Source organism: Moraxella sp. CTOTU49803 (assembly GCF_032097965.1).
Lineage (GTDB): Bacteria > Pseudomonadota > Gammaproteobacteria > Pseudomonadales > Moraxellaceae > Faucicola > Faucicola tetraodonis.
The window spans coordinates 1-25340 of the sequence record NZ_DAMCJP010000018.1; the positions used below are offsets into that span (position 1 = coordinate 1).

The window sequence follows — 25340 nt, forward strand, 5'->3', positions numbered from 1 at the left end:
AACCATTTACCCATTAAACGACAACCATTTACCCATTAAACGACAACCATTTACCTTTTAACGACAAATAATTTTTTGTCTTTAAAACGACTTCTATTTACTTCGAATAAGTTCCAAAAAATTTATATAACGACAACCATTTACCTTTTAACGTCAGATTTATTTTTGACGTTTTATTGGTGCAAGTATAGAATGATGTTGTTTATGGAAATTATTTGAGATTTTTGATGTCTAAGTCCGATCTTGTAGTGAAAGCTAATCGTTTGAATATGGCTCTTCAATATCTAACCTTACCTGAGTTGAGAATCATTCAATTAGCTATTGTGGATGCAAGAGAGACTGGTAAAGGGTTAAGTACAGACACACCATTGACTATCGATGCAAAACGATATGCTAATGTATTTAATACATCACGTCAGAATGGCTACATACTGATGAAACAGGCGGAAGATACCTTATTTAACCGCCGATTTAGCTTTTATGACGAAGAGGATAAATTAGTAAAATCTCGTTGGATACAGTTCATCAGATATTTAGATGATGAAGGTGCTATTGAATTGGCGTTCACCTATCATGTGGTTAAGGCAATTAGCCGTATTGATGGCTTTGAAGAGTTTTTTACTTCTTACCTCTTAGAGCAAACCGCACAGCTCAAGAGCGTATATTCAGTTCGACTTTATGAATTGCTTGTGCAATGGAAATCAGCAGGTAAAACACCTGTTATCGAGCTAGAGCTAATTCGTGGACAAATTGGATTATTAAATAATGAATATACTCGGATGTGTGATTTTAAGAGACGAGTATTGGATTTAGCAGTCAATGAGATTAATGAAAAAACTGATTTAAAGGTTAATTATACTCAAGAGAAAAAAGGGCGCATCATCACAGGATTTAAATTCTCAGTCAAGCTAAAAAATAATGCTAAAAAAGACAGCCAAATTGATTCAAAAAGCGACCTAAATACGATTGATTGGGTAAATGGTAAAACTGATAAAGAAAGTCAGGATAATATAGTTAAAAAAACGCTTACCGATAAACAATTAGCTAGAATCGTACACAGTAAAAAATTTATAGCTGATTATGGCTCAATGGTTAGTTCTAGTAGCCCTTTTAATCAATCTAGTGATGCATGGGTAGCTCACATGGTGGAACAGCTTAAGAGAAATCCAGAACGCTTTAAAAAACGCTCGATGCATGAGTACCTAGATGATGAGCAAGCCAAACGTTTTTAATTATTAAAATTTCTATACATAAACACTTATTTATGTTTTTAATTAAAAGTGTATTTATGTAAAAATGTAATTGAGATAAAACGTAAAAATGTATTTATGCTAATATGTATTTATGCTTTTATGTAATAAACTATTTAAAAATTAGAGATTATTATGCCAACGATAGCAGTCCTTAATCAAAAAGGGGGAAGTGGTAAAACTACCATTGCCACTCATTTAGCGAGAGCATATCAATTACAAGGTCATAGTGTATTGCTGATTGATAGCGATAAACAGGGCTCTGCAAGAGATTGGAGAGCTGCTGATGAAAACAATACCACACCTGTAATAGGGCTTGATAGAACGAGTCTAGATAAAGATATAAAAAGTCTTGGTAAGCATGATTACATCATTATTGATGGAGCGCCACAGGCTACGGAGATTGCATTAGCAGCGATTCGAGCATCTGATTTTATTTTAATACCTGTTCAACCTTCGCCATATGACTTATGGGCGACAGCAAATTTGATTGAATTAATTCATCAAAGAATCGGTGTAACTGAAGGAAAATTAAAAGCAGCGTTTGTAATATCTCGACTTATCAAGAATACTAAAATTGGTGAGGAGGTTGCAAATGTTCTTAATGAATTTGATTTACCTGTCTTGCATAGCAGAATTGTACAAAGAATTTGCTACCCCAACTCGGCAAGTTTGGGGAAAACGGTTTTTGAGACAGAGAGGAGTAATAGTGAAGCAATATTGGAAATTCAGAGCCTTGCAGAAGAAATACAGTCTATGATGAATAATTAAAATCATTAAATACCTATTTTATTAAAGAGATATATTGATGGCACTTACTAGCAAACGACCAACTCAAATTAACCCAGATAATCAAACTAAATTAGAAGATGTAACAGGTGAGCAAGTTGCTCAATCTCGTGTAAATTTTATGCTCACCGAAGAGCGCTATATGAAGCTTAAACTTTATGCAGCTCATAATCGGAAGTCTATGACAGAAGTGGTATCCAATCTTATTGATAGCCTCGATGAACGATAAAATCCAGTTATGAATAAATATATATTTACATAAAAACATAAATATGTATTTATTTTTAATTAGAAGATAGATTTTTGATTTATATAGGTAGTGTTCAAAAAACTGTGTCATTCCCATAAACTGTTCAGAGAAAAAGGAATGACACCATGCAAAACTTTGACTTTAACGAAGCCCTAAAAGCCATTCAATCAGGAAAGCCTATTACAGGCAGTGATGGGGTGCTAGCCCCACTCATCAAACAACTTACCGAAGCTGCCTTATCGGCTGAGATAGACAGCTACCTTGAGCAAAATCCTACTGGCAACCGCCGTAATGGCTACAGCAAAAAGACGGTCAAATCAGCGGTTGGTAGGTTTGAACTTGAAACCCCACGAGACCGCAATGGCGAATTTGAGCCTGTTTTGGTTAAAAAGCACCAAACCAAACTCACCCCTGAGATTGACAACCGTATCCTATCGCTGTTTTCGCATGGGGTGAGCTATACCGCTATCAAAGACCACATTGCTGAGATTTATCAGCTTGAGGTATCCGAAGCCACCATCAGTAGTATCACTGACCAGCTTATCCCACAGCTTAAAGCATGGCAATCAAGACCACTTGATAGTGTCTATCCATTTCCCTGGTCGATTAGATGCTGTAATGAGCCTCTAATTTAATTTATCCTGACATAGAATTTTGAACGCCCTCGATATTATTTGCAATCTCGCAATGAACCATTATTATTTTTTCTCTCACTTGCAAAAAAACTATTAGTGTTGTCATTAAAATCAATCTCAATTTCCTTCGTATTAGAGTTAGTAAGGAGAAAGTCTGCAATTATTGGCTCTAATTTGACTCTTAAATTTCTTTCAATGCCACGTGCTCCGTATTTTAAATCATAACCTTTGCTTAAAGCGTTTAAAGCACTATCGCTTAAACTTACTAATCTATTTTGCTTTTTCATTCTTTGATTCAGTTTATTAAGTTCAATTATTACTAACTGTGGAGTTATATTGAATTCAATACGTTTGTAATACAGAATTCTATCAATTCGATTAAGAAATTCGGGATCAAAGTATTGCATCATCGCTCTTTCGATAATACTATTCTCATCTTGCTTAAATTTTATAGCTAGTTTGGAAAAAAGATTTGGTAGTTTTTCCAGATAGATTAAGCGAGTTTGGCTTTTTGTAGCTCCTATATTGCTAGTCATAAATATCATACTATTCCTGAAATCTAATTCTTTAGTTCCAGAAGTAAGTTTAAGTTTTCCTGTTTCAAGAATATTCATCAGAGATCGAATAACTGTTTTATCGGCTTTTTCTATTTCATCGAAAAGAACGATACCGGGCTGAGAAAAGGAACCATTAATTGCATCTATATCAAATAACGTATGACCTTCCTTGCTCCCAACATACCCAGGAGGAGCTCCTGTAATGGAAGCGGCATAATGCTCTTGAGCAAGTGTATTCATATCTATATGGCAAAATGCATTAGATCGACCATAAATACATTCACTAATAATTCTAACAGTTTCTGTTTTCCCAACACCTGTTGGTCCAACCATAAAGGTAACTGATAATGGTCTTGTAGGATTGTTAAAATCAGCTTTTATGACTTTTAACATGTCTTCAATGCTGTTTAAAGCATCATTCTGTCCTATTATCCGCTGTCTTAACAACTTCATTATCTCAGATGGATCAAATTTAAATCTTGCGAAATCTCGGTTATTTCTATACTCTGAAGCAACTTTATCATTCATTAATTTTTGATTTTCTTGGAGTTTATCATTAATAAAGGTCATTTTTTTCTCGCAGGAAAAATAATCCTCACCAAATAATACTAATCAATTGTGATAGGTTTTATAAGGTGAGGCATTAGAACATATCTACTGTTATATAAAATTAAGCTTCCCTTTCAATACCTTCATGCGGTAAGTTTCCGACAGGGCATTCTGCGACCCCTATTGTAGAACGTGTTAATTTTTCTACATCTTCTTGAGTTTTTTTAGCATCTAACACCCAGCTACGATAAAACTCAAATGGACAGTCAGCTATACCTTTATCTCCATCGCCATCATTGTAAATACCGGTGTATCCACGATGAAGTAATTTAAATAAGTGGTTTTGAGATTGATCGTATTTACGTGCATCACGAATTTCATTTAAAGAGAGTTGAGCATATTGAATACCCATTTCTTCTGTACCACATTGACCTAATGTACGCCCATCGAATCCAATAATTGATGAATTACCAAAATAGCTGTATACACCGTCAAAACCCGTGCAATTTGCTACAGCGACATAAACATTATTTGCCCAAGCCATTGATTTAGACATTTGTACCTGCTGTTCGCAAGCAGGATACATATAGCCTTGACATCTTACGATTAGTTCTGCGCCCTTCATTGCACAGTCACGCCAAATTTCTGGATAGTTACCATCATCACAAATGATTAATGACATTTTTATACCCTTTGGACCTTCAGTAACATATGTGCAATCACCAGGATACCACCCTTCAATTGGGCACCAGGGTAAAATTTTTCGGTATTTTTGAACTATTTCCCCTTGATTATTGATTAGAACAAGTGTGTTGTAAGGAGTCTTTTTAGGATGTTGTTCATGACATTCTCCAGTAATGGAAAAGACACCCCACACATTTGCATCTTTACATGCTTTGGAAAAAATACTGGTTTCTTCTCCAGGTATTTGAGCAGCCGTTTCCATCATTTCATTGTGATCATACATAATACCCATTGTGCTATATTCAGGAAAAACGATTAGATCTAATCCCGGCAAGCCTTGTTTAATACCTTTAAGCATTTGAGCGATTTTATGACAATTATCAATGACTTCTGATCTTGTATGCAGTCTTGGTATTTTATAATTTACTACAGCTACACCAACGGTATTTGGACTACTAGAAATATCACCGTGTCTCATATTTATCTCCATAAATAATTAATTTAGTTTTGTAAAAAATCGCGACAATCATATTTATATTTAACAAAAGGTTTGTTAAAAATGGATTATCATAAGCTTTATCTTTCCAAAGTTTTGCATAATGAACAAACGACACCATTGTGTTTATGAGAGTACATCACATCAGGGCGTTCATAATGCTCATTGCAGGTCACACAATGGTAGAGTGTCGCAACTGGCGCACCTTCAGCATCATATCTTGGTTCACTAATCCCATCATCAGTCGACTTAAGATAATATTTTCCTTTAGTAATAATGGCCATAATTGGCGTTAAAACAAAACCTACAACCAGAGCAATAATTGGTGAGTACGGAGCTAAAGTGTCACCTAAAAGCCCGAAGAAAGCGGCAATCGATAATATTGCAGATAAACCAAATGCAACCATACCGACAGGGTTAAAATCGTATAACATGCCTCGACGATATTCTGGTAATTTTGGTGAAAGTTTTAGTAGATATTTATTAATCGCAATATCGGTAGCTACAACTACCACCCAGGCAATTGCAAAATTTGAATAAAATCCTAAAATTTTATTTAAAAAAGCAAACATATCCATTTCCATCATTAATAGTGCAATACCAACATTAAATATCACAAAAATGATGCGACCTGGATAATGTTTAGTCACCCTTGTGTACCCACTGGTCCAAGATAAAGAACCAGAGTAAGCATTTGTCACATTAATTTTAACCTGAGACAAAATAACTAATAATACTGCTAGCACAATTGCTAACTTTCCGTTAATCATATCGCTATACATGCCAGTAAATTGATGCACAGGCTCAGTTAATACATTATTAGGCATTGCTTTAGTCATTAAGTAAAATGCTAAGAAAGCACCTGTAATTTGCTTTAAAGCACCTAAAATAACCCAACCCGGACCTGCAGATAGCATTGCTATCCACCAAGATTTATTATTTTCTTTAGTTTTAGCAGGCATAAAACGTAAGTAATCAATTTGTTCACCAATTTGCATAATCAATGAAAGACAGACACCTGCACCTAGCATAATCAAAGGTAAACTAAAACCTGTTGTCTTACTATTCCCATTGAATTGAAACCATTGATCTATTAGGCCAGGATTTTTTAACACCAAATATACAACGGGTCCCACCATTAAAACTAACCAAAAGGGGGTCGTCCAAACTTGAAGTTTGCTCAGGACTTTCATGCCATAAATAACTAACGGAATAATTAACACACTTGAAAGAATATAACCAAGCCATAAAGGGATACCTAAACCAAGCAATAACCCTTGTGCCATAATCGCCCCTTCAAGCGCGAAAAAAATAAAGGTAAAGCTTGCAAAAATGATACTGGTTATGACTGTGCCATAATAACCAAAGCCTGCACCACGAGAGATCAAATCTAAATCAATATTGTAGCGAGCTGCATAGAATGACAAAGGTATACCTGTCAAAAAGATGATAATTGCTGCGAACAAGATGGCGAAAACCGCATTGATAGTTCCGTAAGAGATACCGATACTTGCGCCGATAGAAAAATCGGCCAAATATGCAATACCGCCAAGAGCGGTAATCGCAACTACTTGGGGCGTCCATTTGCGAAAACTATAAGGAGCGTATCTTAAAGTATAGTCTTCTAAAGTTTCATTAACTGCTCTGGTTGCATCAGCTTCTTCAGAGTTAGCATTTAACTCATCTGAAGGTCTTATAGCAGGGGGATAACTATAATCTTTCATTTTATATGCCCTTATGATAATTATGGTTGATATAGCAAAAAAGAATATTCAAAAATAATGCCAACTTAAAGTTGGCATTATTTTTGAATAACCTATTCTGTAAATTCACCAATAACAGAAGAGGTACGAAATGGCAAAAACGTTAATTAAAATTGATATTAACCAATCTCCTTATGAAAATGAAAATATCCATAATCGTTGGCACCCAGACATTCCTATGGCTGTAAGTGTTAAACCAGGCGACGATTTTATCGTAGAATGTTATGAATGGACGGGTGGACAAATCCAGAATAATGACAGTGCAGAAGATGTAAGAGACGTTGATCTTACGAAAGTCCATTTCTTATCTGGTCCAATTGAAGTAGAAGGTGCTGAGCCAGGTGATTTGTTAGAAGTTGATATTATGGACATTGGTACATTAGCAGAAAGCCAATGGGGGTTTAATGGATTCTTTTCTAAAGAGAACGGCGGTGGTTTTCTAACCGAACATTATCCAGAAGCACAAAAATCTATTTGGGATTTTAATGGTATTTATACTAAATCTCGTCATATTCCTGGTGTTGAATTTGCAGGTATTATTCATCCTGGGTTAATTGGTACTATGCCGTCTCATGAGATGTTAAAAGAGTGGAATGACCGTGAAAAGGAATTATACGATACTGATCCTAATCGCGTTCCAGGGTTAGTAAATCTTCCGTTTGCTAAAACTGCTCACATGGGAAAATTGCAGGGATCAGAGAAAGAATCTGCAGCTGCAACGGCAGCTCGTACTGTTCCCCCTCGTGAAAATGGTGGCAACTGTGACATTAAAGATCTTACAAAAGGGGCGAAGATCTATTTTCCGGTTTATGTGAAGGGCGCAGGCTTATCAGTAGGCGACTTGCACTTTAGCCAAGGTGATGGAGAGATTACCTTTTGCGGTGCAATTGAGATGGCAGGTTGGATTCATTTAAGAGTTAATTTGGTCAAAAATGGTATGGAAAAATATGCTATTAAAAACCCAATCTTTAAACCAAGTCCCTTAACGCCAAATTACAATGATTATTTGATTTTTGAAGGTGTTTCTGTTGATGAGCAAGGTAAACAGCATTACCTAGATGTACAAGTTGCTTACCGTCAAGCCGTATTAAATGCCATCGAATACTTGAAGAAATTTGGTTATAGCGGTGCACAAGCTTATTCTTTATTGGGGTGTGCACCAATTCAAGCACATATTAGTGGCGTAGTGGATGTGCCAAATGCTTGTGCGACGTTATGGCTACCTACAGAAATATTTGACTTTGATATTAATCCTGGTGCGAATAAACCTGAGAAAAATCCAAAAGATATTTCTGATCTACCGTTAGCAATAAATCCGCCACAAATTAAATCATAAACTTATAAGCTAATGCTATGAGTATTAAATAAAATTTATATTTCCTTATTATGCTATTTAATAAATGTTATTGAATAGCATTCTTTTTCGAATGATTAGTAATATTAATTTAGATCTTTTGCTATTAATAATATTATTTTGAAAGGTAATTTATCATGCCGGTATATGATTATAAATGTCCAAAACATGGAATATTTCACGAACTTGGTGAAATAAAGTTAGCAGGTACACCAAAACAGTGCCCTCAATGCCAGACCCTCAGTCCTCAAATAATTATGATGCCCCCTGTGTACCTAGATATGGATGCGGATAAGAAAAAAGCCTGTGCATGTAATGAACGAGCTCAGCATGCTCCTTTAAAAAGCTCACAGCTTCTCAGACCTGATTCGTCAATGAGTAAAAGTAAAAATACTTTAATTCATCCGGATGGCACCAAAACAATTCCAAACCAAAGGCCTTGGATGATTAGTCATTAGTAAAATGAACCATGCATATAGGGCGGTAAGTACATTTGTCGAATATTTTTAAGTATCTTTTACTTGTCTAGAAAACGAAGTTTTTTAGACTCTATACAGATTATATTATTGGCTGAAGCTTTGAATTCTCAACAAAAGCTAGTTGAACTATGATTTTATGTGCTATTCTAATTAAATAGCAACAATTAAGCCTAAATTTAGAAACAATTCTGTTATACTTATTTTAAGTAATAAGTAGGTAAGCTAAGGAAAAGTAAGAGATGAAAAAGACAATTGCATTTATATTATTATCTTCATTATTAACTGGTTGTGGTGGTGGAAGTAGCGACAATTCTAACTCTACACCCACTACACCCACTACACCCACTACACCCACTACACCTACTACACCCACTACACCTACTACACCTACTACACCTACTACACCTACTACACCTACTACACCCACTACACCCACTACACCCACTACACCTGTTATCGAAGGCAACCTAGAGCAATTTTTCCAAGTAACAGGCGGTATTGCAGAGCAAGTAAAAGTCTATGTTAAACCTTTGCCAAATATTCCGACCAATGGTTATTTTGAACTAATATCTTCACCAGTCAATGGAACTGTTCAAAATCTAAACACTTATTATAATGGCGAACATTATATTATCTTCGATAAAGCAGGGGCTTACAAACTTAAGTATAAAACAAGTTCAAGTACAGGTAATCAAGAATACATTATCAATGTTATGGTTGCTGCTAGTAGCATTATTACTGATAAAATAATGACAAAGGATTTGATTTTAGATGACCAGTCGAAACATTATGTTTTAATGAATGACCTTTCAATACCAACTGGGACAACCTTGTATATTAAAGAAGGTGTTGTCTTAGAAGGTAATGGAAACGCAATTAATGTCGAAGGTTTATTAAATGCTCAAGGGGTAAATACAGACAAAGTTACTATTAATAACGCTAATATTACTCCTATAAACAAAGGTTATCATATTTCTATTGACCAAGCTAACATTAATGGTGGAACTTTATATGCACCAAGAGGAAATGCTATATATGGTCGACTTACCCTTCAAAATTCTACTATTAGAGATTTAAAAGAGTATATGTACCTTTGGTATCCACAAGGTGAAACTAAAATTGTAAAAAATAAATTTATAAATTCTGGCGGAATTTCTTTTGGCATAGACCCGCAAGGCAAACTAATAATTGTAAATAATAAATTTGAAAATTGGACTACAAATTATGCAATAGAAAATTGGGCGGATTATACAGGAACACCAAGTCAAGCCAAAATTGAATTAAATACATTCAGTGATAATTCTGGTAAATATATTGCTAAGTTGCCAGACGGTTATGATTCTGCAAGATTAGCAATGCCTAATAATTATTGGGGAACTACTGATGCTAATGAAATTAGAAAAAGATTGTATGACCGTAATCAATCTCTCAAAACAAATGGGTATATAGTTTTTGAACCATTCTTAAATGCACCAGATACTAATACACCACAATAGTATATTGATTTTAATATAGAAAATATATTAATACGAACGGCATTTTTTATAAAAAATGCCGTTTTTTATTCATTTAGGGGTGAGCACAGAAAACGGAAATTATAGATCCTTAAATACATTTGTCGAGTATTTTTAAGTATCTTTTACTTGTCCAAAAAACGAAGGTTTTTTGGACATTTTTTTTACCCTCAAAAAACGCCCCCTTTTCTACAGTTTTTTGAATAAAAACTCGTCTAAAAAACAACGTTAAAATAACCCTCTAGAAATTGCTTTTTATATAGTTCTGGCTCATACTAACCTTATACTTTTTGTTCTCACTGTCAAACAGGAGAAGTTATGTTAGATATATTAACGGTGAGCAACCACTACCCAGATCGGCCGAATGTCCTTGTGCTGACTGATAGTCTATTAGCAGAGCTTAATCTGGCTAACAATACAAAGTTGTCTATCGTGAAGCACGATAATGGAGTTATTGAACTTGTGCCTGTGTCCGAACACAGCAAAGGTGATATTCGTCGTCTCAAAGGGTTGGTGAAAACTAACATAATAGCTAGCATTGATGAGATGAATGACGGCATTGCAATGGGTGCTATTCATGGAGAGTAGTGCTGAGCTTATTGGTATTGATACCAACGTACTGGCCCGTTATCTTGTTCAGGATGATCAAGAACAAGCTGAGCAAGCCAGTGCATTTCTTGAAAGCCTAAATGCGCATAAAAAGGGCTATATCTCCGTTATTGTGTTGATAGAGCTGATTTGGTTACTAAGACGTGTCTATAACCAATCTCGCAGTCAAGTGGCGATGATCTTGGATGAGTTATTGGCAATTGATACATTGGTGTTTGAACATCAGGCATTGGTGTTACAAGCACTGGCTATTTATCACACCATGTCATCAGATTTTTCTGATCTTCTAATTCACAAGATCAATCAACAACAAGGTTGTGTGTATACGGTCACCTTTGATAAAGGGGCGGTGAATAAAGCAGGTATGACCAAATTACAATAGGATTAATCTCAGCTATATGAAAATCGGTTACGCTCGAACATCCACCATTGACCAAAACTTAGATTTGCAACTGGATGCACTCACCCAATTGGGCTGTGAGAAGGTCTACCAAGAAAAAATATCCTCTGTTAACGATCATCGATCTGAACTAGAGAACTGCCTTAAGGCCTTGCGTGAAGGCGATACATTATATATTTGGCGGCTAGACCGCTTGGGCCGTAGCCTAAAAGAATTAATCAGTCTGGTTAATCAGCTACAAGAGATGGGCTGTGAGTTGGTATCGATTAAAGAGAATATCGATACCAGTACACCAACTGGTAAGCTTGCCTTTCATTTATTTGCGTCATTGGCAGAGTTTGAACGTGAACTGATTCGAGAACGTACTCAAGCAGGGCTATTGTCAGCAAGGGCTAGAGGGCGTATGGGCGGACGACCTCAGAAACTTACCGATACAGAGAAAGTCATGATTCGTCAGCTGATGAGTGACCGAAGTAACTCACCAACTGACATTGCCAAACGCTTTGGGGTGAGCCGGGCAACGATTTATAGTGTGACTAAAGAAGTTGAAATGGCTAAGTCTTAATTCTGAACAAATAGGTAAACAATTTATCGAGTGAACCTTTGAGCGTTTCTTAAAAAGATTGGCTACAGGTAAAGTTGTACTCATTATGAACAGAACCCACTGACAATTTGGCAAACATAACATCAATATCCTCATGCTTGCCATTGTTCACAGATCTGCTTTTTTTTGATCATCAAACCCAGACTTAAATTTTTTGTACTCAATTTCCACCCATTGATTGACGAGTAGTTTGATCGACATTCGATTTACTTTAGCCATCTCTTCTAGATACGGCATATTTTTCTGTAGAATCTCAACCGTTCGGTCTTCCAAAGTTCTTTTTTTAGACTCTCTGTTTTTACTTACTGCCACACGATTCTTATATTTATCAATATAATGCTGTCGGTTCTGCTTGACAAGTTCTTGAATGATCTTCCCTGTAAAAGTTAGATTAAGTTCACTATTTGAGAATTGGAATTCCCACTCTTCATTAGAGCATTGAATATATTTCTCACTATAGAAAAATGGATTGTAATAAAGGTCTTGATTGAAGTTGATTTGATCAGCTCCAAAACTTATAAAGCCATTATTAATACAAACATCATATTTTCCATCAAGCAAACAGATGCTTGTAGTAATGTCATCAATTTTTTTAGGTAAATATAGGTCTTCAGCAGGCAAATTGTTCAGGCTTGCCTGTATTAGGCACAACTTATCATCTCGGGTTTTAGGTAAGAAAACATCTTTGAGAATTAAATTACCATCTTCATCCAAATCTTCTAAGAGTTTATCTAGCATTTCATCTGAACAATCATTAAGCCACTTGAGCTTGGAAGGCTTTAATCGATTTGTGAGATATTGATGCCTAAAATCATTAAAATTCTTAATAGCAAGGATTTTGTCATAGCCCTGAGAGAAATTAATTTTAGTCAATCCTAGTCTTTGATTTTGAGGATTAATAATAAAATAGCTTAATTGGATAAAATCCATAAATGCTTTCTTAAACTCATCTCCGCCATAAAACGATCCTTCAAAAAATAAATCACTATCAAGGTTTGCGGTGTAATACAACATCGCACTTAAATCATCTTTTATCCAATCATGCAAATCCATTGGTAACAACCATTGAATTCTGTATTGCTGAAGCAGATCAAAATGTTGCTGAGGAGAAGGATATTTATTCAGCTCTGATGTTAATTCTAATAATATATCATTGTAGTTTGAATAATTAAAACTAATCGGTTTATTGGTAAAACAGCATTGGATATAGAGCAGTTGCTTGGCTTCAGCATAGCTCATGTTTTTTAATTTTTCTAAATAATACTCCCAATATTCTCGTTGGACGTTCTCTTGCCAAAGATGCTGTTTTATACGATGCTCATTGATCAGCTGTATCGATTTTAAACTGATGTTCTGGTTATCGCCATTGTTAGCGACAAGTAATGGGTACATAAAATTTTCCTAAGTGAAGTTAAATCCGTTGATTTAAACTATACACATCTAGAAAAAATTATGCAATAAAAAACTAATTATTTTTTAATTAAAAACTAATTTATTTTTCTAACTACATGAAATTATTAAATATAATTTTTTATATTTTTTTATTTCTTCAAAGATTCTTAGTGAGAAAGTTATAAGGTAATAAAAATATATATTTTTATTCAATACATAAAAAAAATAAAATTCACAATAAAATATTTGTTATTTTTTGTAAAAAAATAATTTTTTAGCCAATAGTTTAATTCGATTAACAAATTGTATTTTATATCAACTCCTAATCAATTTCAAAAAATCTTCAGATATATATTACTTATATGACATAGCCATCTAGCTTAATCGATGCGCCATGTAATCTGCGTTGAACATAAGGCCTGCTTTCGAGCAGGCCTTTTTTATGTCGTTAATTTCACAAGGAGAACCATTATGAAAACCCTATGTCCCAACTGCTTTAGCAATGATACCTATCCAGTCATAGGCCCAAGTTTGCAATTTCCTCAATCACTAGAGTCTACCTTGCTATCACCAGCGGTACTAGCCGGTATCGGAGCAAGCCTATGCCGTGAGCGCAATATCCCACCAAGCTTTGGCATGCTACTAGGCACGATGGCAAGTCTAATGTTAAGCGTTAGCCAGCAGCACTTAGCACCAAGCAATAGCAAGCCGAGCCTTTACTGTCGCAACTGTAATCGGGTATTTGATGGGACAAGTCCTGTCAGTGTCCACGTGTAATATCAAACTAACCTCTCGATTTTTAAACCCATTCATCAAAGGAGTAATTATCATGGCACACGAAGTACAAACAATGGCATATGTTGGCGAAACCCCTTGGCACGGTTTAGGTAACGAGCTTACCCCCAATCAGCCTATCGAAGTTTGGGCAGAACAAGCAGGCATGGACTGGACAATCGAATCATCCGATGTCAGCTACTATGCCAATCATGCCGCAGGTGGTAAGCTCATTATGCCATTTGCTGATAACAAGGTACTGTATCGCTCAGATACGCTTGAACCGCTATCCGTCGTCTCACAACGCTATCAAGAAGTCCAGCCACGTGAAATCTTGGAGTTTTACCGTGACTTAACCGAGCAAGCCGACTTTGAGCTTGAAACCGCAGGTGTGTTAAAAGGCGGTCGTAAGTTCTGGGCACTGGCGAAAACAGGGCAATCGACTGCATTAAAAGGCAAAGATGTTAGTAATGGCTATATATTACTGGCAACCGCTTGTGATGGTACGCTTGCTACGACTGCCCAATTTACCAGTATTCGGGTGGTGTGTAATAACACACTGGCTATTTCATTAGCGGATAAAAGCGGAGGCGTGGTCAAAGTGCCACACTCAACCGTATTTGATGCCGATAAGGTGAAAAACCAACTCGGCATTTCCATCAATCAGTGGAATGAACATATGTACCAAATGAAGCAGCTCACTGAACGGCGGATAACTCAAGCACAAGCCACCAACTATCTTAATCGCTTGTTTAACGATGTCGATGATACTTTGATTATGTTCCCAACCAATAACAAAACCCAAAAGGCAGTCCCCAATGCCAAAGCCATGAACCAAATCATGACCATGTTTAACGGTCAAGGTCGGGGTGCTGATCTTGATTCAGCACGGGATACCGCTTATGGCTTATTGTGTGCCGTGACTGAATTTGTTGACCATGAACGCAGGGCTATGTCTACCGACCATCGGTTAGACTCAGCTTGGTTTGGAACAGGCGCTAACTTAAAGCAAAAGGGGCTTGAGGAAGCGATGCGACTGATTGCCTAACAGTAACTTATCCACTCTAACAACCACGCTTTAGCAATAAGGCGTGGTTTTTTTATGCCGTTTAGTTTTTACCAAATTCAATAATTCATTTTTTAACCCCACCAAGGAGATATTCCATGAATGATTTAACCCTACCGATGCAACCCAATCAAGACAATCGCTTAACTAAAATCACTACTCACGTTAAACCCACCAAAGCCAAAGCTGCTAAACGCCTAGCTGAAATCAAAGAGTTAACCCATCAAGACTGGTTAGCGGTGCGAAACACAGGCATTGGTGGCAGTGATGCCGCCGCAGCCTGTGGGCTTAATCCTTACATGTCTATGCTTGAGCTATGGCTTATCAAGACAGGACGACAAAATCCTGATCTATCCGAAGGACTAATAGAAAATGCCTATTCACCGCTGTATTGGGGTAAAGAGCTTGAGCCACTCATTGCCAAGTACTACACCGCTAAAACAGGCAATAAAGTTCGCCGTGTTAACGCAGTCCTGCAACATCCCGACCCCGATAAATCTTTTATGCTGGCGAATCTTGACTATGCCGTCAATAAGTCAGAAGTGGGCGTACTAGAGATTAAGACCACAGGGGAGCATGGCGCAAAGCTATGGAAACATGGCGTACCGCTGTATGTCACTTGCCAAGTCCAGCACCAGTTAGCGGTGACAGGTAAAAGCTTAGCCCATGTCTGTGTACTCATCTGTGGTCATGAAGCTCGGGTGTATGAAATCAAACGCGATGAGTTAATCATTAACCAATTGATTAACCAAGAGCGGCGGTTCTGGGAGTACGTGCAACAGGATGTGCCACCCCCTGCCGATGGGAGCGAATCAGCAGCGAAAGCAATTACTCAACTGTATTCGCAGTCCACCGCGGATAAAACCCTCGACTTTAGCCAAAACGAGGACATGAATATGCTATTTGGTCAGCTACTGGCTGAAAAGAACTTAATGGAAGTCCATGCAGACAACTATGAATCGCTCAAACAGCGGATACAGATGCATATCCAAGATGCTGAAAAAGCGGTATTTAGTCTAGGCTCCGTTAGCTGGAAGAAAGCTAAAGATAGCGTGAGCTTAGATACGAAGGCACTGCTCAAAGACCAACCCGAGCTACTTAATCAATATCCACAGGTAAGGCAAGGGAGTCGTCGTTTTCTGGTGAATACCAAGGCGTAATTCAAGCTAACAAGCATCCCATTATTCCAATCACTATATCGCCCATGTTTGCCGGTCAAGCATGGGCTTTTTATTTTATTCAATCAGCCAATTAAGCAAGCCTTTTAAACCAATCTATTAAATTAAACCAAGGAGAACACCCATGATTAAAGGGTTAACTATCACACCGCCTATTTTAGGCAGAATCACCATCGGTAAAGTCGTTGAGAAAAATGGTAAACGCTTACCGGAGAAAGATGACCAATTCACCATTACCAGCCAAGTGCAAAGCAAGGATGGTTGGATTAAGCACCCACTTGATGACAAGCTTAGGGATAATGCCAAATTAACCAGTAATGGTAAATTACGCCATATTCCTGTACGGATGCTGTTTAATACGCCTGAGTTAAATCTACGGGCTGAGTACACGCTGTTTGACCGACAAACAGGCAGACCCATCTGTGTGGGTAATGGTGAGCTGTGCCAACGACGTACCCAAAACGGCGTTGAGCAATTGCCTTGCCCGAGTCCAGAATTATGTCCAATCGGACAAAACGGTAACTGTAAAGTATTTGGTCGGTTGTATGCCAATTTAGATGATTCAGACGAGTTAGGCTCATTTATCTTTCGTACCACAGGCTACAATTCAATCAGAACGCTGATGGCTCGCTTAAGTTACTTTAATGCGGTATCGGGTGGGTTGTTGTCTTGCTTACCGTTACAGCTGACGATTCGTGGGAAGAGTACAACACAAAGCTATCGCACACCCATCTACTACGTGGATTTGACCTTGCAGGATAATGTGAGCTTAAAGGATGCGGTGGAAAATGCCCAGGCGATTCATGCCCAGCAACTACAGTCTGGCTTCAATCAGCAGGCGTTAGAGGAGGTGGCTAAGCTTGGCTATGCCAATTCAGCGTTTGAGGTGGATTCAGAGGAGGGATTGGCAATAGCCGAAGAGTTTTACAATGCTGATGCGGATAGCGATGCGATTGTTCGGTCAGTGGGGAGTGATAGTCATTCATCCGATGGACAGTGGCAGTCGCTTGAGGATGAGCTTCGGCAGAGTGTGAGAAAGGTGATCTGAGTATCTTACATACTACAATACAAATCATGTTTAAGAAGCCCAGAAAGTTGGGCTTCTTATTTTTTTTATCTAGAAAATTACTGACTTCACAATCTGTATGTAATCAACAAAATCGGCAAGCTTTTTTTAGTCATATTATGTACCAAAAATACTACTTAACTTGACACGTATATTATGAGAAAAAACAGACGTTTTAAGTCCAGAAAGTTCCTCGCTATATAGTTTATATATTTGAGTTTTCCAAGGACTATCTGTAAAAACCACTTTCGGTATTTATGTTATTAATAAATATTATTTAATTAATAACGATTATTTATGAATTAAATCAATTATCATTAATTGATTTAATTAAGATAGGATGAGTAACAATGACAAAAAATAATGATTTTATCAATGAGTTAAATGCTAGTTTGATTATTTATTCTCAAATAGAGAATAAAACAGATAGCTTCATCTCTGCAACCTCTTATGATGATATTAGAAATTATATCAAGCTTGATGATGTGCTACAGCAGCTAGCAAGTAAAAAACTTGATTATGGGAAAAAGAAAACTATCTTTCGAAATTATCTACATACCAAAAATATATTCTTATGGTATTACTTTAACAGAGTCACTGGTCCAACTTTACCGTTTTTGAGTAAATCTCTGAGTGAGCTATTACCCTATTCAGGCAATTGTTATTCACCCTATGTTAACGCTTATCTACGTTGGTCTAATCAGATTGGCAATTTGAATTTAGATCTGGTTTTTAACGCTAATAATTTAGCCAAAAGTGCAAATTCAATTAAAAATGAGGATTTGATGCTTGAGTCATTAATATCGACGTTGCAAGATGAGACAACGGTTGAGGAAGAGAATAAGGCTTCAAAAGCATTTAATCGCACTAAGCGTAACTTAAATCGCTATCTGTCAGATTTACTTAGTTACAAAGCTAATCTGTTGGTGCTACGCTTAGATCTAGCTTTTTCCAAGGAATATTTGGAACAATGTGCAGTTAGCTTGCAACAGCAATTATTAAGCCTAGACACCCATGCAGATTATCAGCAGTTTGGAAAGGAGTCTCTATCCATACGTGATTACGAACGAACTCAGCTAAGCAATCGTTTTTTAGATTCACAACTGCAAGAAATAAAAGAGTATCGCAGAAGGTTCTTTAGAATTATTAAGCGTAAGTACCATTTGGAGGGATTTGTTTGGAAATTAGAGTATGGGGGTGAAAAATCTTATCACTATCACTGTCTGATTTTTTTAAACGGTGACAAGCATCAAGAGGATATTACTATTGCTAGAGAGATGGGAGAGCTTTGGAAAGCCTTAACGATTGATCCATCCACGAATACCTACAAAGGTTTATATTGGAATTGTAATGCTAACAAGTCAAGCTACAAGTATTTGGCTATCGGCAAACTCAATGCTAGAAATACTCAGATGATTGAAAACTTGAAAAAATATGTGCTGACTTATATTGCTAAGACTGACTACTACTTTAATTTGACCAGTACGACTGATCGTTCACTTGGTATGGGAAATGATAAGGTTAAAGTGAAACCAGGTAGACCTAGAAAAATAAACCGCAAGGTTGATTATTCATAAAAATAACAAGTTTAAGATATTTGAGCTATATATTATTTATAAAAACCTTAAATGTGCAAATTTAAGGTTTTTACTAGGAATTTACAGTTGAACTTACCCTATGAGAGCTCGCTAGCAACGGCTCTAAAACTCGCTAAACCTGCCTCGATATTTTCAATAATATCATTGACTAACTCATCAGGCTCAGGCAAATTATCTAAATCCATCAAAGATTTATCTTTAATCCAAAAGATATCTAAACTTGTTTTATCACGCTTTAGCACCTCCTCACGGGTAAATTTACGCCAACGCCCATCAGTATTGGTTTCAGCATCATAGGTTTCAGTACGCTCATAGCGGTTATTAGGCTTGTAGCAGTCGATAAAATCTCGCAGATGCTCCACTGACATCGGTTTCTTCTTAAGCGTATGGTGTACGTTAGTTCGATAGTCATATATCCAAATATCTTTGGTAACGGCTTTTTCTTGCCCTACATGGTTATCAAAAAACAATACATTTGCTTTAACGCCATTGGCATAGAAAATACCCGTAGGCAAACGTAGGATAGTGTGTAGGTCAGTGACTTCCATCAATTTCTTACGGACGGTTTCGCCTGGGCCACCTTCGAACAGCACGTTGTCAGGAACAACAACCGCCGCTCTACCCGATGTTTTTAGCATGGTATAGATATGCTGTAGAAAATTAACCTGTTTGTTTGATGTGGTAGCCCAAAAATCTTGGCGATTATAGACCAATTCCTCTGAATCGGCTTCACCCTCATCATTGGTAAAGGTCATGCTACTTTTTCTACCAAATGGGGGATTAGCCAATACCATATCTACTTTTTTGCTTGGTGGTGATACAAGAGCATCATTTGAGCTGATTGGGCTTTCACCATCCATCTCACCAATCCCATGTAAAAATAGATTCATCAAGCATAGCCTAAGCGTATTAGCAACAATTTCATTGCCTGAGAATGTTTCGTCTTTGAGTTTGCGCTTTTGTTCGGTATCAAGTGCACCATGCGATTCCATATAGTCGTAAGCAGCCAATAGGAAGCCACCTGTGCCACAAGCAGGGTCAGCAATGGTATTTCCTACCTTGGGTTGCATACACGCTACAATTGCCTGAATTAAAGCACGTGGCGTGAAATATTGCCCTGCCCCCGATTTAGTGTCTTCAGCATTCTTCTCAAGGATGCCCTCGTAGATATCGCCTTTGACATCGGTGCCTAGTCTGGTCCAATTAGTTTCGTCTATCATGCTGATTAGACGTGCTAGTTTGGCTGGATCTTGGATTTTGTTTTGTGCCTTGGCAAAGATTTGACCTAGTAAGCCTTTTTTTTGGGCTAACGCTCTTAATAGTTCGAGGTAATGTGCTTCAAGGTCTGAACCTGTTCGACTGGTCAAACTCTGCCAATTGTATTTTTCTTCAACACCGATATTTTTTTTGTAAGGTGGCAAGGTATATTCGTATGCCATTTTTAAGAAAATAAGGTAAGTTATTTGCTCTAAGTAGTCACTGTAGCTGACACCATCGTCACGTAGCATGTTGCAAAAGCTCCATACTTTTTTGACAATATCGGCTGTGTTATTGGTAGGTTTTGTGGTGGCTGTAGTGACTGGGGTATTCTCGGTCATTATTGATTCTCGGTCGTTTTTGCTTTTTTGGTGCGTTTGGTGGTTTTTGGCTTATCGGCTTTTTTGGCTTGCTTGGCTTCTTGGATAAGGGCAAGTGCTTGTTCTCGCTCCTGTTTGATTTGTTCTAGCAGGTTGCTTGCAGGTGGATCGTTGTCGTCTTGGGGTACAAGTTTGCCTTGGAAAGCTTTTTGCAAAATGGATGACTTTAATATTTCCGCCTTTTTGGTTTGTATATTAAGTTCATTTAAAACATTTTCAGTTTCGGAAAGTTTTTGATCTAAAATACTAACGATTTCGACTTGCTCCTCTTCACTTGGATAAGGAATTACTAAATTGCTAACTTTTGTCAAACTTAGTGTATGAAGTCCAGTGGTAGAGCTTGCTACTTCAACAATTCTTTTACGCCCTGTAGCAGACATTAGGAAATATAAAATGTATTTTGAATTAACCTTTGCATAAGTCCTAGATTTTATCAAATGGTTTTGGTGGTAACATGGTTCAATTGACCCATCCCACATTGCTACACGTCCAATTTGCTCAATACTGCCGTTACCTTCTACGACTAATAAATCACCTTTTTTTAATGCAGTTCTCGCCTTTTCAGCCTCCTGTATGCCTATATAACTAATTTCATCTAATAACAATTTATTGGCATAAACATTTGCAACCCTTAAATAAGGTGCTTTTTCTTCAAAATCGTTCCGCTTGCCATTTTTTGTTAATCCACCTGTTATTTCCGAAAGGTCAGACAGGTAAAAATCTCGCCAAACTTTGGGTAAATTATCTGTATTTGACAAAGGTGATATATCGTCTATTTTTGAAGGCTTAGTCGGTTTTTTACCTTCTTTGCCATTTTCCTCCCATGTCTTAACTGCAAGCTCCCATTTGGCTAACTGTTGGTCATAGTGAGCCTGCCTTGTATCTTGAATCTGTTTAAGCAATTCATCGGCAGTTGGTAAAGGCTTACCATTGTTTTTTTCGTAGTCGGCTCGCCATTGTTCAGTTAATTTGCCTTCAAACGCTGATTTAAGCAAAGATTGGCGATACTGCTCAAGTTGAAACTTAGCTTTGCTTAGGCTATCAATACCGTTATCAATCTCACTGAATAATGCTTCAATCTTGGTAACAATGCGATTTTGCTCATTTAATGGCGGTATTGGAAAGTCATAATTCCATAGCAAATCAGGGTCAACGTGTGGTGTTCCGCTTCCCTTAGCTCTCGTATTAATTTGTAAATATTTAGATTGCAAAAAATAATAGGCATAACGGTTATTCATTTTTGGCAACTTGATACGGACAAGCGTACTACCTAACGCACCTTTAACGCCTTTACCGACTAGTCCAGAACGTGATCCATCCCATACCATCAAGAAATCATTTTCATCGCAAAATACGCACTTTTCTCCATCCGTGTAAGTTTTAAAATTCAGCTTTTCAAAAGCCTCAATATCAATGTATGGATAGCAGAAAGTTTCTGTTAATTCATTGTTTTCATTTTTCGGTTTTTTGCCTTTTTCACTTTCAGCAATTTCCCCTAACTTCACCACTTCCCATGAGTTAGGATATACAACTTTATCTCTCATCAATTACGCTACCAATTCCACATTCATTTCATTGAGCAGTTCATAAAAATCCTGCCCATCGTTTAACACATCATACGCCTCACCAATGCCGCCGTATTTATTAAATGGCGTTAGCTCAAAATCATCCTCACGAATTTCAAAGGAGCTGATGATATGGTCACGAATCATGCGTAACCAGTCCATTTGTGCATCCGTAAATGCCTGTTTACTACGGGCATTATGTGCAAATACCCAGTCTTGGAAGTTTTTACGCACCACATTTGCAAATGGCGTTAACTTGTCATCAATCCCTACCACACGCCTCAGTAAGCTCACTAAAGCGGTTAATTCATCTCCTACGTTGTCTGCGACGTTATCTAGGAATGAATACGCTTGCCAAACTTCGTATACCGATAGATTTGGGCGTTCCATTTGGATAGTCGTCAAAAGCTCCTTTATCATCGCATAGCTAATCGCACGCCGTTGGAATGGTTGGTTATAAAAAATCTGTAAAGCAGTGATTGTGTCCTTATGGCTTTCGATATAGTTTCGAAAATCCTGTACCAGCGCGTTTGCCCTATCGGTTTGGTTAGTATCCCAAGTGCTATCAACCAAGGTATCACGGGTATGATCTATTTTTTGTTCGGACTTCCTACGAAATTCTTCAAGCAAATTGATTAGCTCAGGTGATAATGGTTTAGTGGCTTCTTTAACTCTTTTCTTTTGAGCCTGGTTAATTGAAGCCTCGGTAGGGGTTTCATCGATGCCTATCCCTTCAATCTGACAAGCATCCTCATGTACCGCATCTGGATTAATTGCGTTAAATAAGCCCTTGACGACATCCTGAAGCTTAACGCCACCTGCAATGCCTTCTATGACTTTCTGCTGTTCAGGCTCTAAGATAATATTAATCCGACTTAGACGACTGGCAAATGAACTAATGCTGTCGGTATCGTAAGCCTTACCGTAAAATATTGCCTCGCCTAATTCCTTAAAACTTACTGTCTTTTTAGTATCTAACTGACTACTTGCTGTCTTAACTGACTTGGTTACACCAATCGCATCAACAATGACATAGCGGGTCTTAGCAGTGGGAGCACTTGGGGTAACTTTTTGCAAGCGTTCTTTATCTAGTGTACGTGTACCACGTCCTTTCATCTGCTCAAAATAGTTTCGGCTTTTGACATCACGCATAAATAACAAACATTCAAGCGGACGAACATCCGTCCCTGTGGCAATCATATCAACGGTTACTGCAATTCTAGGGTTATAGCTATTCCTAAAGTCAGATAACACCGTTCTTGGGGCTTCCCCTTTGATCACTTCACCATTTTCCTGAATATGATCATTCCCTGCTCGATAGGTTATTTTTTTGCAAAATTCATTGTCTTTGCCAAACTCTTCACGCACGACTTTGATAATATCATCCGCATGGCTATCATTCTTTGCGAAAATAAGCGTTTTAGGCACTTCTTCACGATTAGGGAATATAGTTGGCAGGCTATCACGGAAAGTCTGTATAATCAATCGTATTTGGCTTGGGTTAACGACCTCGGTATCCAGCTTTTTCTTGCTATATACCTCATCTTCGTCCTGTTGTTGCCAACGACGCTTACGAGTCAATCGCTCTCGATGTTCAACTAACTCCTGCGCTTTAAAACCACCACCTTCTTGCGACACTTTCGTATTAATCAGATAAACATCATTGCCCACATTGACACCATCAGCAACCGCTTGTTCATGGGTATATTCGCTCACCACATTTTGATTAAAGAAGCCAAAAGTGCGGTCATCAGGAGTAGCAGTCAATCCAATTAAAAACGCATCGAAATAATCTAAAACCTGTTTCCAAACATTGTAAATTGAGCGATGACATTCATCAATAAAGATAAAATCAAAGAATTCGGGGGGTAAATTTTCATGATAAGTAACAGGTAATGGCTGTTTTTGCTTACTTTGCCATTCTTCCATTTCCTCTTCGCTTAAATCATCGACAGGAGCTTCCACACCATCGGCTTTTAACATTGAATACATTCGCTGTATGGTAGTGATATAGACTTCAACACCGTTGGGAATAGAACTAGATTTAATTAGTTGAGTGCTATGAAGTTCTGTAAACTTACGGTTATCATCCAATGGGTGAAAAACTAACATTTCTTGCTCAGCTTGCTCACCAAGGTTGACGGTATCTACAAGAAATAAAATACGTCGTTTACCTGTATATTTTAGCAATCGGTACATGATACTAATTGCAGTATAGGTTTTCCCTGCTCCTGTTGCCATTTGAATCAACGCCCGTGGCTTTGCATCAGCTAGCGATTTTTCCATATTGGTAATGGCTCGTTCTTGGCAATCACGTAAGCCTAGTTCATCCGAAGGCAAATTATTAGGGTTTAGTTTAGGGATATGCTGCAACTGATATCGTAATGTATTTTTTCCATCTTCGAACCATTTTTGTAAAGTTTCCGGACGAAAAAAACTAAATATTTCCCTTGCTCTTGGATTTGGGTCATAGCGATTGGTAAAGTGTGTTACAACGCCTGTGGATTCAAATAAAAAGGGTACTTCGGCTTCATCTAAATTCTTGATATCGCTATCAGCATAACGTTTGGTTTGTTCTTCAACAGTCGTTATCCTGTGACCAAAGTTTTCAGGCTTAGCCTCAATGATACCTACAGGTTCTCTGTCAACGATCAGTAAATAATCAATTGGACCTGTACTAGTCGGATATTCTCGTACTGCCACTCCTAACCCTGCATTAGGATTATACTTCCTGTAATCTTGAATTACCCATCCTGATTGAGTAAGTTGTTTATCAATTTGATCTCTAGCTAATTGTTCTGGTGTTTGATTTTTCATAGAAACCTTATGATTATATTTTTACTAACCTAAGTTTATTTGTGATTACTGCTAGATTGTAATTGGTAAAATATTACTTGGCTACTAAATAAGGTCAGATGAATCACCTTTAATATACAATTAAATTTTGAAGTCTTTGCAGGAAAGATCACTTCAATTTTTTAAGTAAAAAAGCTTTTAAATGCTTTTAAATGTTTTTAAATGCTTTTAAATGCTTTTCCGCTCTCTCTATGCCGCTCTGGTAAAGGCATTCAAGCCACATTAAACGACAACCATTTACCCATTAAACGACAACCATTTACCCATTAAACGAC

General features: G+C 37.4%; 21 protein-coding genes and 2 pseudogenes. 15 read left to right on the top strand and 8 right to left on the bottom strand.

All coding sequences use genetic code 11. The annotated features are described in order from the left end of the window. Positions 1-227: 227 nt before the first annotated feature. The 4 genes from repM (at position 228) to RT422_RS11685 (ending at position 2924) form a co-directional block, all read left to right on the top strand. Entirely contained in the window at positions 228-1232 is a 1005-nt protein-coding gene (gene repM, locus RT422_RS11670) for a replication initiation protein RepM (RefSeq protein WP_313422413.1), read from the top strand. Positions 1233-1385: 153 nt separating this feature from the next. After that, on the top strand, positions 1386-2021 hold the full coding sequence (gene parA, locus RT422_RS11675; RefSeq protein WP_313422415.1) for a ParA family partition ATPase: 636 nt from the start codon (positions 1386-1388) through the stop codon (positions 2019-2021). A 37-nt stretch (positions 2022-2058) separates the two neighbouring features. After that, positions 2059-2268 (top strand): hypothetical protein, encoded by a 210-nt coding sequence (locus RT422_RS11680; RefSeq protein WP_313422417.1) that lies wholly within the window; start codon positions 2059-2061, stop codon positions 2266-2268. A 146-nt stretch (positions 2269-2414) separates the two neighbouring features. Continuing rightward, positions 2415-2924 carry a transposase gene (locus RT422_RS11685; RefSeq protein WP_313422419.1) on the top strand — a complete coding sequence of 170 codons (510 nt, stop codon included), beginning with the start codon at positions 2415-2417 and terminating at the stop codon, positions 2922-2924. A gap of 35 nt (positions 2925-2959) precedes the next feature. On the opposite strand, the gene RT422_RS11690 is transcribed toward RT422_RS11685, so the two are convergent. The 4 genes and pseudogenes from RT422_RS11690 to RT422_RS12200 all read right to left on the bottom strand — a co-directional run. Then, a complete protein-coding gene (locus RT422_RS11690) occupies positions 2960-4051 on the bottom strand; it encodes an AAA family ATPase (protein WP_409520133.1) in 1092 nt (363 codons plus the stop codon). A 100-nt stretch (positions 4052-4151) separates the two neighbouring features. After that, positions 4152-5192 (bottom strand): aliphatic amidase, encoded by a 1041-nt coding sequence (locus tag RT422_RS11695; protein WP_313422421.1) that lies wholly within the window; start codon positions 5190-5192, stop codon positions 4152-4154. Between the two features lie 98 nt (positions 5193-5290). Beyond that, positions 5291-6247, bottom strand: a pseudogene (locus tag RT422_RS12195) (purine-cytosine permease family protein); the annotation flags it as partial. A gap of 77 nt (positions 6248-6324) precedes the next feature. After that, positions 6325-6907 (bottom strand): annotated as a pseudogene (locus tag RT422_RS12200) (purine-cytosine permease family protein); the annotation flags it as partial. Positions 6908-7064: 157 nt separating this feature from the next. On the opposite strand from RT422_RS12200, the gene fmdA reads away from it, so the two are divergent. The 6 genes from fmdA (at position 7065) to RT422_RS11730 (ending at position 11894) form a co-directional block, all read left to right on the top strand. Beyond that, positions 7065-8309 carry a formamidase gene (gene fmdA / locus RT422_RS11705; protein ID WP_101964939.1) on the top strand — a complete coding sequence of 415 codons (1245 nt, stop codon included), beginning with the start codon at positions 7065-7067 and terminating at the stop codon, positions 8307-8309. 155 nt (positions 8310-8464) lie between these two features. Next, positions 8465-8785, top strand: a complete 321-nt coding sequence (locus tag RT422_RS11710) for an FmdB family zinc ribbon protein (RefSeq protein WP_313422425.1) — start codon at positions 8465-8467, stop codon at positions 8783-8785. 260 nt (positions 8786-9045) lie between these two features. Beyond that, complete coding sequence (locus tag RT422_RS11715) at positions 9046-10302, top strand: hypothetical protein (protein WP_313422427.1); 1257 nt, start codon at positions 9046-9048, stop codon at positions 10300-10302. A gap of 336 nt (positions 10303-10638) precedes the next feature. Continuing rightward, the gene (locus tag RT422_RS11720; RefSeq protein ID WP_313422429.1) at positions 10639-10908 is read left to right on the top strand and encodes a hypothetical protein; all 270 of its coding nucleotides are present in this window, start codon (positions 10639-10641) and stop codon (positions 10906-10908) included. Further along, positions 10898-11311 carry a PIN domain-containing protein gene (locus RT422_RS11725; RefSeq protein WP_158522029.1) on the top strand — a complete coding sequence of 138 codons (414 nt, stop codon included), beginning with the start codon at positions 10898-10900 and terminating at the stop codon, positions 11309-11311. The genes RT422_RS11720 and RT422_RS11725 overlap by 11 nt, the downstream gene beginning before the upstream one ends. A gap of 16 nt (positions 11312-11327) precedes the next feature. Further along, entirely contained in the window at positions 11328-11894 is a 567-nt protein-coding gene (locus RT422_RS11730; protein WP_313422434.1) for a recombinase family protein, read from the top strand. 147 nt (positions 11895-12041) lie between these two features. On the opposite strand, the gene RT422_RS11735 is transcribed toward RT422_RS11730, so the two are convergent. Next, positions 12042-13325 (bottom strand): hypothetical protein, encoded by a 1284-nt coding sequence (locus RT422_RS11735; RefSeq protein ID WP_313422436.1) that lies wholly within the window; start codon positions 13323-13325, stop codon positions 12042-12044. A 471-nt stretch (positions 13326-13796) separates the two neighbouring features. On the opposite strand from RT422_RS11735, the gene RT422_RS11740 reads away from it, so the two are divergent. The 5 genes from RT422_RS11740 to RT422_RS11760 all read left to right on the top strand — a co-directional run bounded on the left by RT422_RS11740 (position 13797) and on the right by RT422_RS11760 (position 18986). Further along, entirely contained in the window at positions 13797-14102 is a 306-nt protein-coding gene (locus tag RT422_RS11740; protein WP_282850741.1) for a hypothetical protein, read from the top strand. Positions 14103-14154: 52 nt separating this feature from the next. Continuing rightward, positions 14155-15147, top strand: coding sequence for a DUF932 domain-containing protein (locus tag RT422_RS11745; protein WP_219334423.1), 993 nt, complete (start codon positions 14155-14157; stop codon positions 15145-15147). 137 nt (positions 15148-15284) lie between these two features. Further along, on the top strand, positions 15285-16325 hold the full coding sequence (locus RT422_RS11750; RefSeq protein WP_409520134.1) for a YqaJ viral recombinase family protein: 1041 nt from the start codon (positions 15285-15287) through the stop codon (positions 16323-16325). Positions 16326-16467: 142 nt separating this feature from the next. After that, positions 16468-17391, top strand: a complete 924-nt coding sequence (locus RT422_RS11755; RefSeq protein ID WP_313422442.1) for a hydrolase or metal-binding protein — start codon at positions 16468-16470, stop codon at positions 17389-17391. Positions 17392-17759: 368 nt separating this feature from the next. Continuing rightward, a complete protein-coding gene (locus tag RT422_RS11760) occupies positions 17760-18986 on the top strand; it encodes an inovirus-type Gp2 protein (RefSeq protein WP_313422444.1) in 1227 nt (408 codons plus the stop codon). 98 nt (positions 18987-19084) lie between these two features. On the opposite strand, the gene RT422_RS11765 is transcribed toward RT422_RS11760, so the two are convergent. From RT422_RS11765 to RT422_RS11775, 3 genes are read right to left on the bottom strand one after another with little or no spacing between them, the layout of a single operon-like run. Beyond that, positions 19085-20605 carry a class I SAM-dependent DNA methyltransferase gene (locus tag RT422_RS11765; protein ID WP_313422446.1) on the bottom strand — a complete coding sequence of 507 codons (1521 nt, stop codon included), beginning with the start codon at positions 20603-20605 and terminating at the stop codon, positions 19085-19087. Next, positions 20605-22188 carry a restriction endonuclease subunit S gene (locus RT422_RS11770; protein ID WP_313422448.1) on the bottom strand — a complete coding sequence of 528 codons (1584 nt, stop codon included), beginning with the start codon at positions 22186-22188 and terminating at the stop codon, positions 20605-20607. The genes RT422_RS11765 and RT422_RS11770 overlap by 1 nt, the downstream gene beginning before the upstream one ends. A 3-nt stretch (positions 22189-22191) precedes the next feature. Further along, positions 22192-25026, bottom strand: a complete 2835-nt coding sequence (locus tag RT422_RS11775) for a DEAD/DEAH box helicase family protein (protein ID WP_313422450.1) — start codon at positions 25024-25026, stop codon at positions 22192-22194. Positions 25027-25340: the final 314 nt, after the last annotated feature.

What these genes read in the sequence shown, in the direction of transcription:
- RT422_RS11710 (WP_313422425.1), top strand. Translation starts at nt 8,465, where the DNA reads ATGCCGGTATATGATTATAAATGTCCAAAACATGGAATATTTCACGAA.
- RT422_RS11750 (WP_409520134.1), top strand. Translation starts at nt 15,285, where the DNA reads ATGCAACCCAATCAAGACAATCGCTTAACTAAAATCACTACTCACGTT.
- fmdA (WP_101964939.1), top strand. Translation starts at nt 7,065, where the DNA reads ATGGCAAAAACGTTAATTAAAATTGATATTAACCAATCTCCTTATGAA.
- RT422_RS11775 (WP_313422450.1), bottom strand. Translation starts at nt 25,026, where the DNA reads ATGAAAAATCAAACACCAGAACAATTAGCTAGAGATCAAATTGATAAA.
- RT422_RS11755 (WP_313422442.1), top strand. Translation starts at nt 16,468, where the DNA reads ATGATTAAAGGGTTAACTATCACACCGCCTATTTTAGGCAGAATCACC.
- RT422_RS11685 (WP_313422419.1), top strand. Translation starts at nt 2,415, where the DNA reads ATGCAAAACTTTGACTTTAACGAAGCCCTAAAAGCCATTCAATCAGGA.
- RT422_RS11725 (WP_158522029.1), top strand. Translation starts at nt 10,898, where the DNA reads ATGGAGAGTAGTGCTGAGCTTATTGGTATTGATACCAACGTACTGGCC.
- RT422_RS11735 (WP_313422436.1), bottom strand. Translation starts at nt 13,325, where the DNA reads ATGTACCCATTACTTGTCGCTAACAATGGCGATAACCAGAACATCAGT.
- RT422_RS11770 (WP_313422448.1), bottom strand. Translation starts at nt 22,188, where the DNA reads ATGAGAGATAAAGTTGTATATCCTAACTCATGGGAAGTGGTGAAGTTA.
- RT422_RS11730 (WP_313422434.1), top strand. Translation starts at nt 11,328, where the DNA reads ATGAAAATCGGTTACGCTCGAACATCCACCATTGACCAAAACTTAGAT.
- RT422_RS11765 (WP_313422446.1), bottom strand. Translation starts at nt 20,605, where the DNA reads ATGACCGAGAATACCCCAGTCACTACAGCCACCACAAAACCTACCAAT.
- RT422_RS11720 (WP_313422429.1), top strand. Translation starts at nt 10,639, where the DNA reads ATGTTAGATATATTAACGGTGAGCAACCACTACCCAGATCGGCCGAAT.
- RT422_RS11680 (WP_313422417.1), top strand. Translation starts at nt 2,059, where the DNA reads ATGGCACTTACTAGCAAACGACCAACTCAAATTAACCCAGATAATCAA.
- RT422_RS11695 (WP_313422421.1), bottom strand. Translation starts at nt 5,192, where the DNA reads ATGAGACACGGTGATATTTCTAGTAGTCCAAATACCGTTGGTGTAGCT.
- RT422_RS11745 (WP_219334423.1), top strand. Translation starts at nt 14,155, where the DNA reads ATGGCACACGAAGTACAAACAATGGCATATGTTGGCGAAACCCCTTGG.
- RT422_RS11690 (WP_409520133.1), bottom strand. Translation starts at nt 4,051, where the DNA reads ATGACCTTTATTAATGATAAACTCCAAGAAAATCAAAAATTAATGAAT.
- RT422_RS11740 (WP_282850741.1), top strand. Translation starts at nt 13,797, where the DNA reads ATGAAAACCCTATGTCCCAACTGCTTTAGCAATGATACCTATCCAGTC.
- repM (WP_313422413.1), top strand. Translation starts at nt 228, where the DNA reads ATGTCTAAGTCCGATCTTGTAGTGAAAGCTAATCGTTTGAATATGGCT.
- RT422_RS11760 (WP_313422444.1), top strand. Translation starts at nt 17,760, where the DNA reads ATGACAAAAAATAATGATTTTATCAATGAGTTAAATGCTAGTTTGATT.
- RT422_RS11715 (WP_313422427.1), top strand. Translation starts at nt 9,046, where the DNA reads ATGAAAAAGACAATTGCATTTATATTATTATCTTCATTATTAACTGGT.
- parA (WP_313422415.1), top strand. Translation starts at nt 1,386, where the DNA reads ATGCCAACGATAGCAGTCCTTAATCAAAAAGGGGGAAGTGGTAAAACT.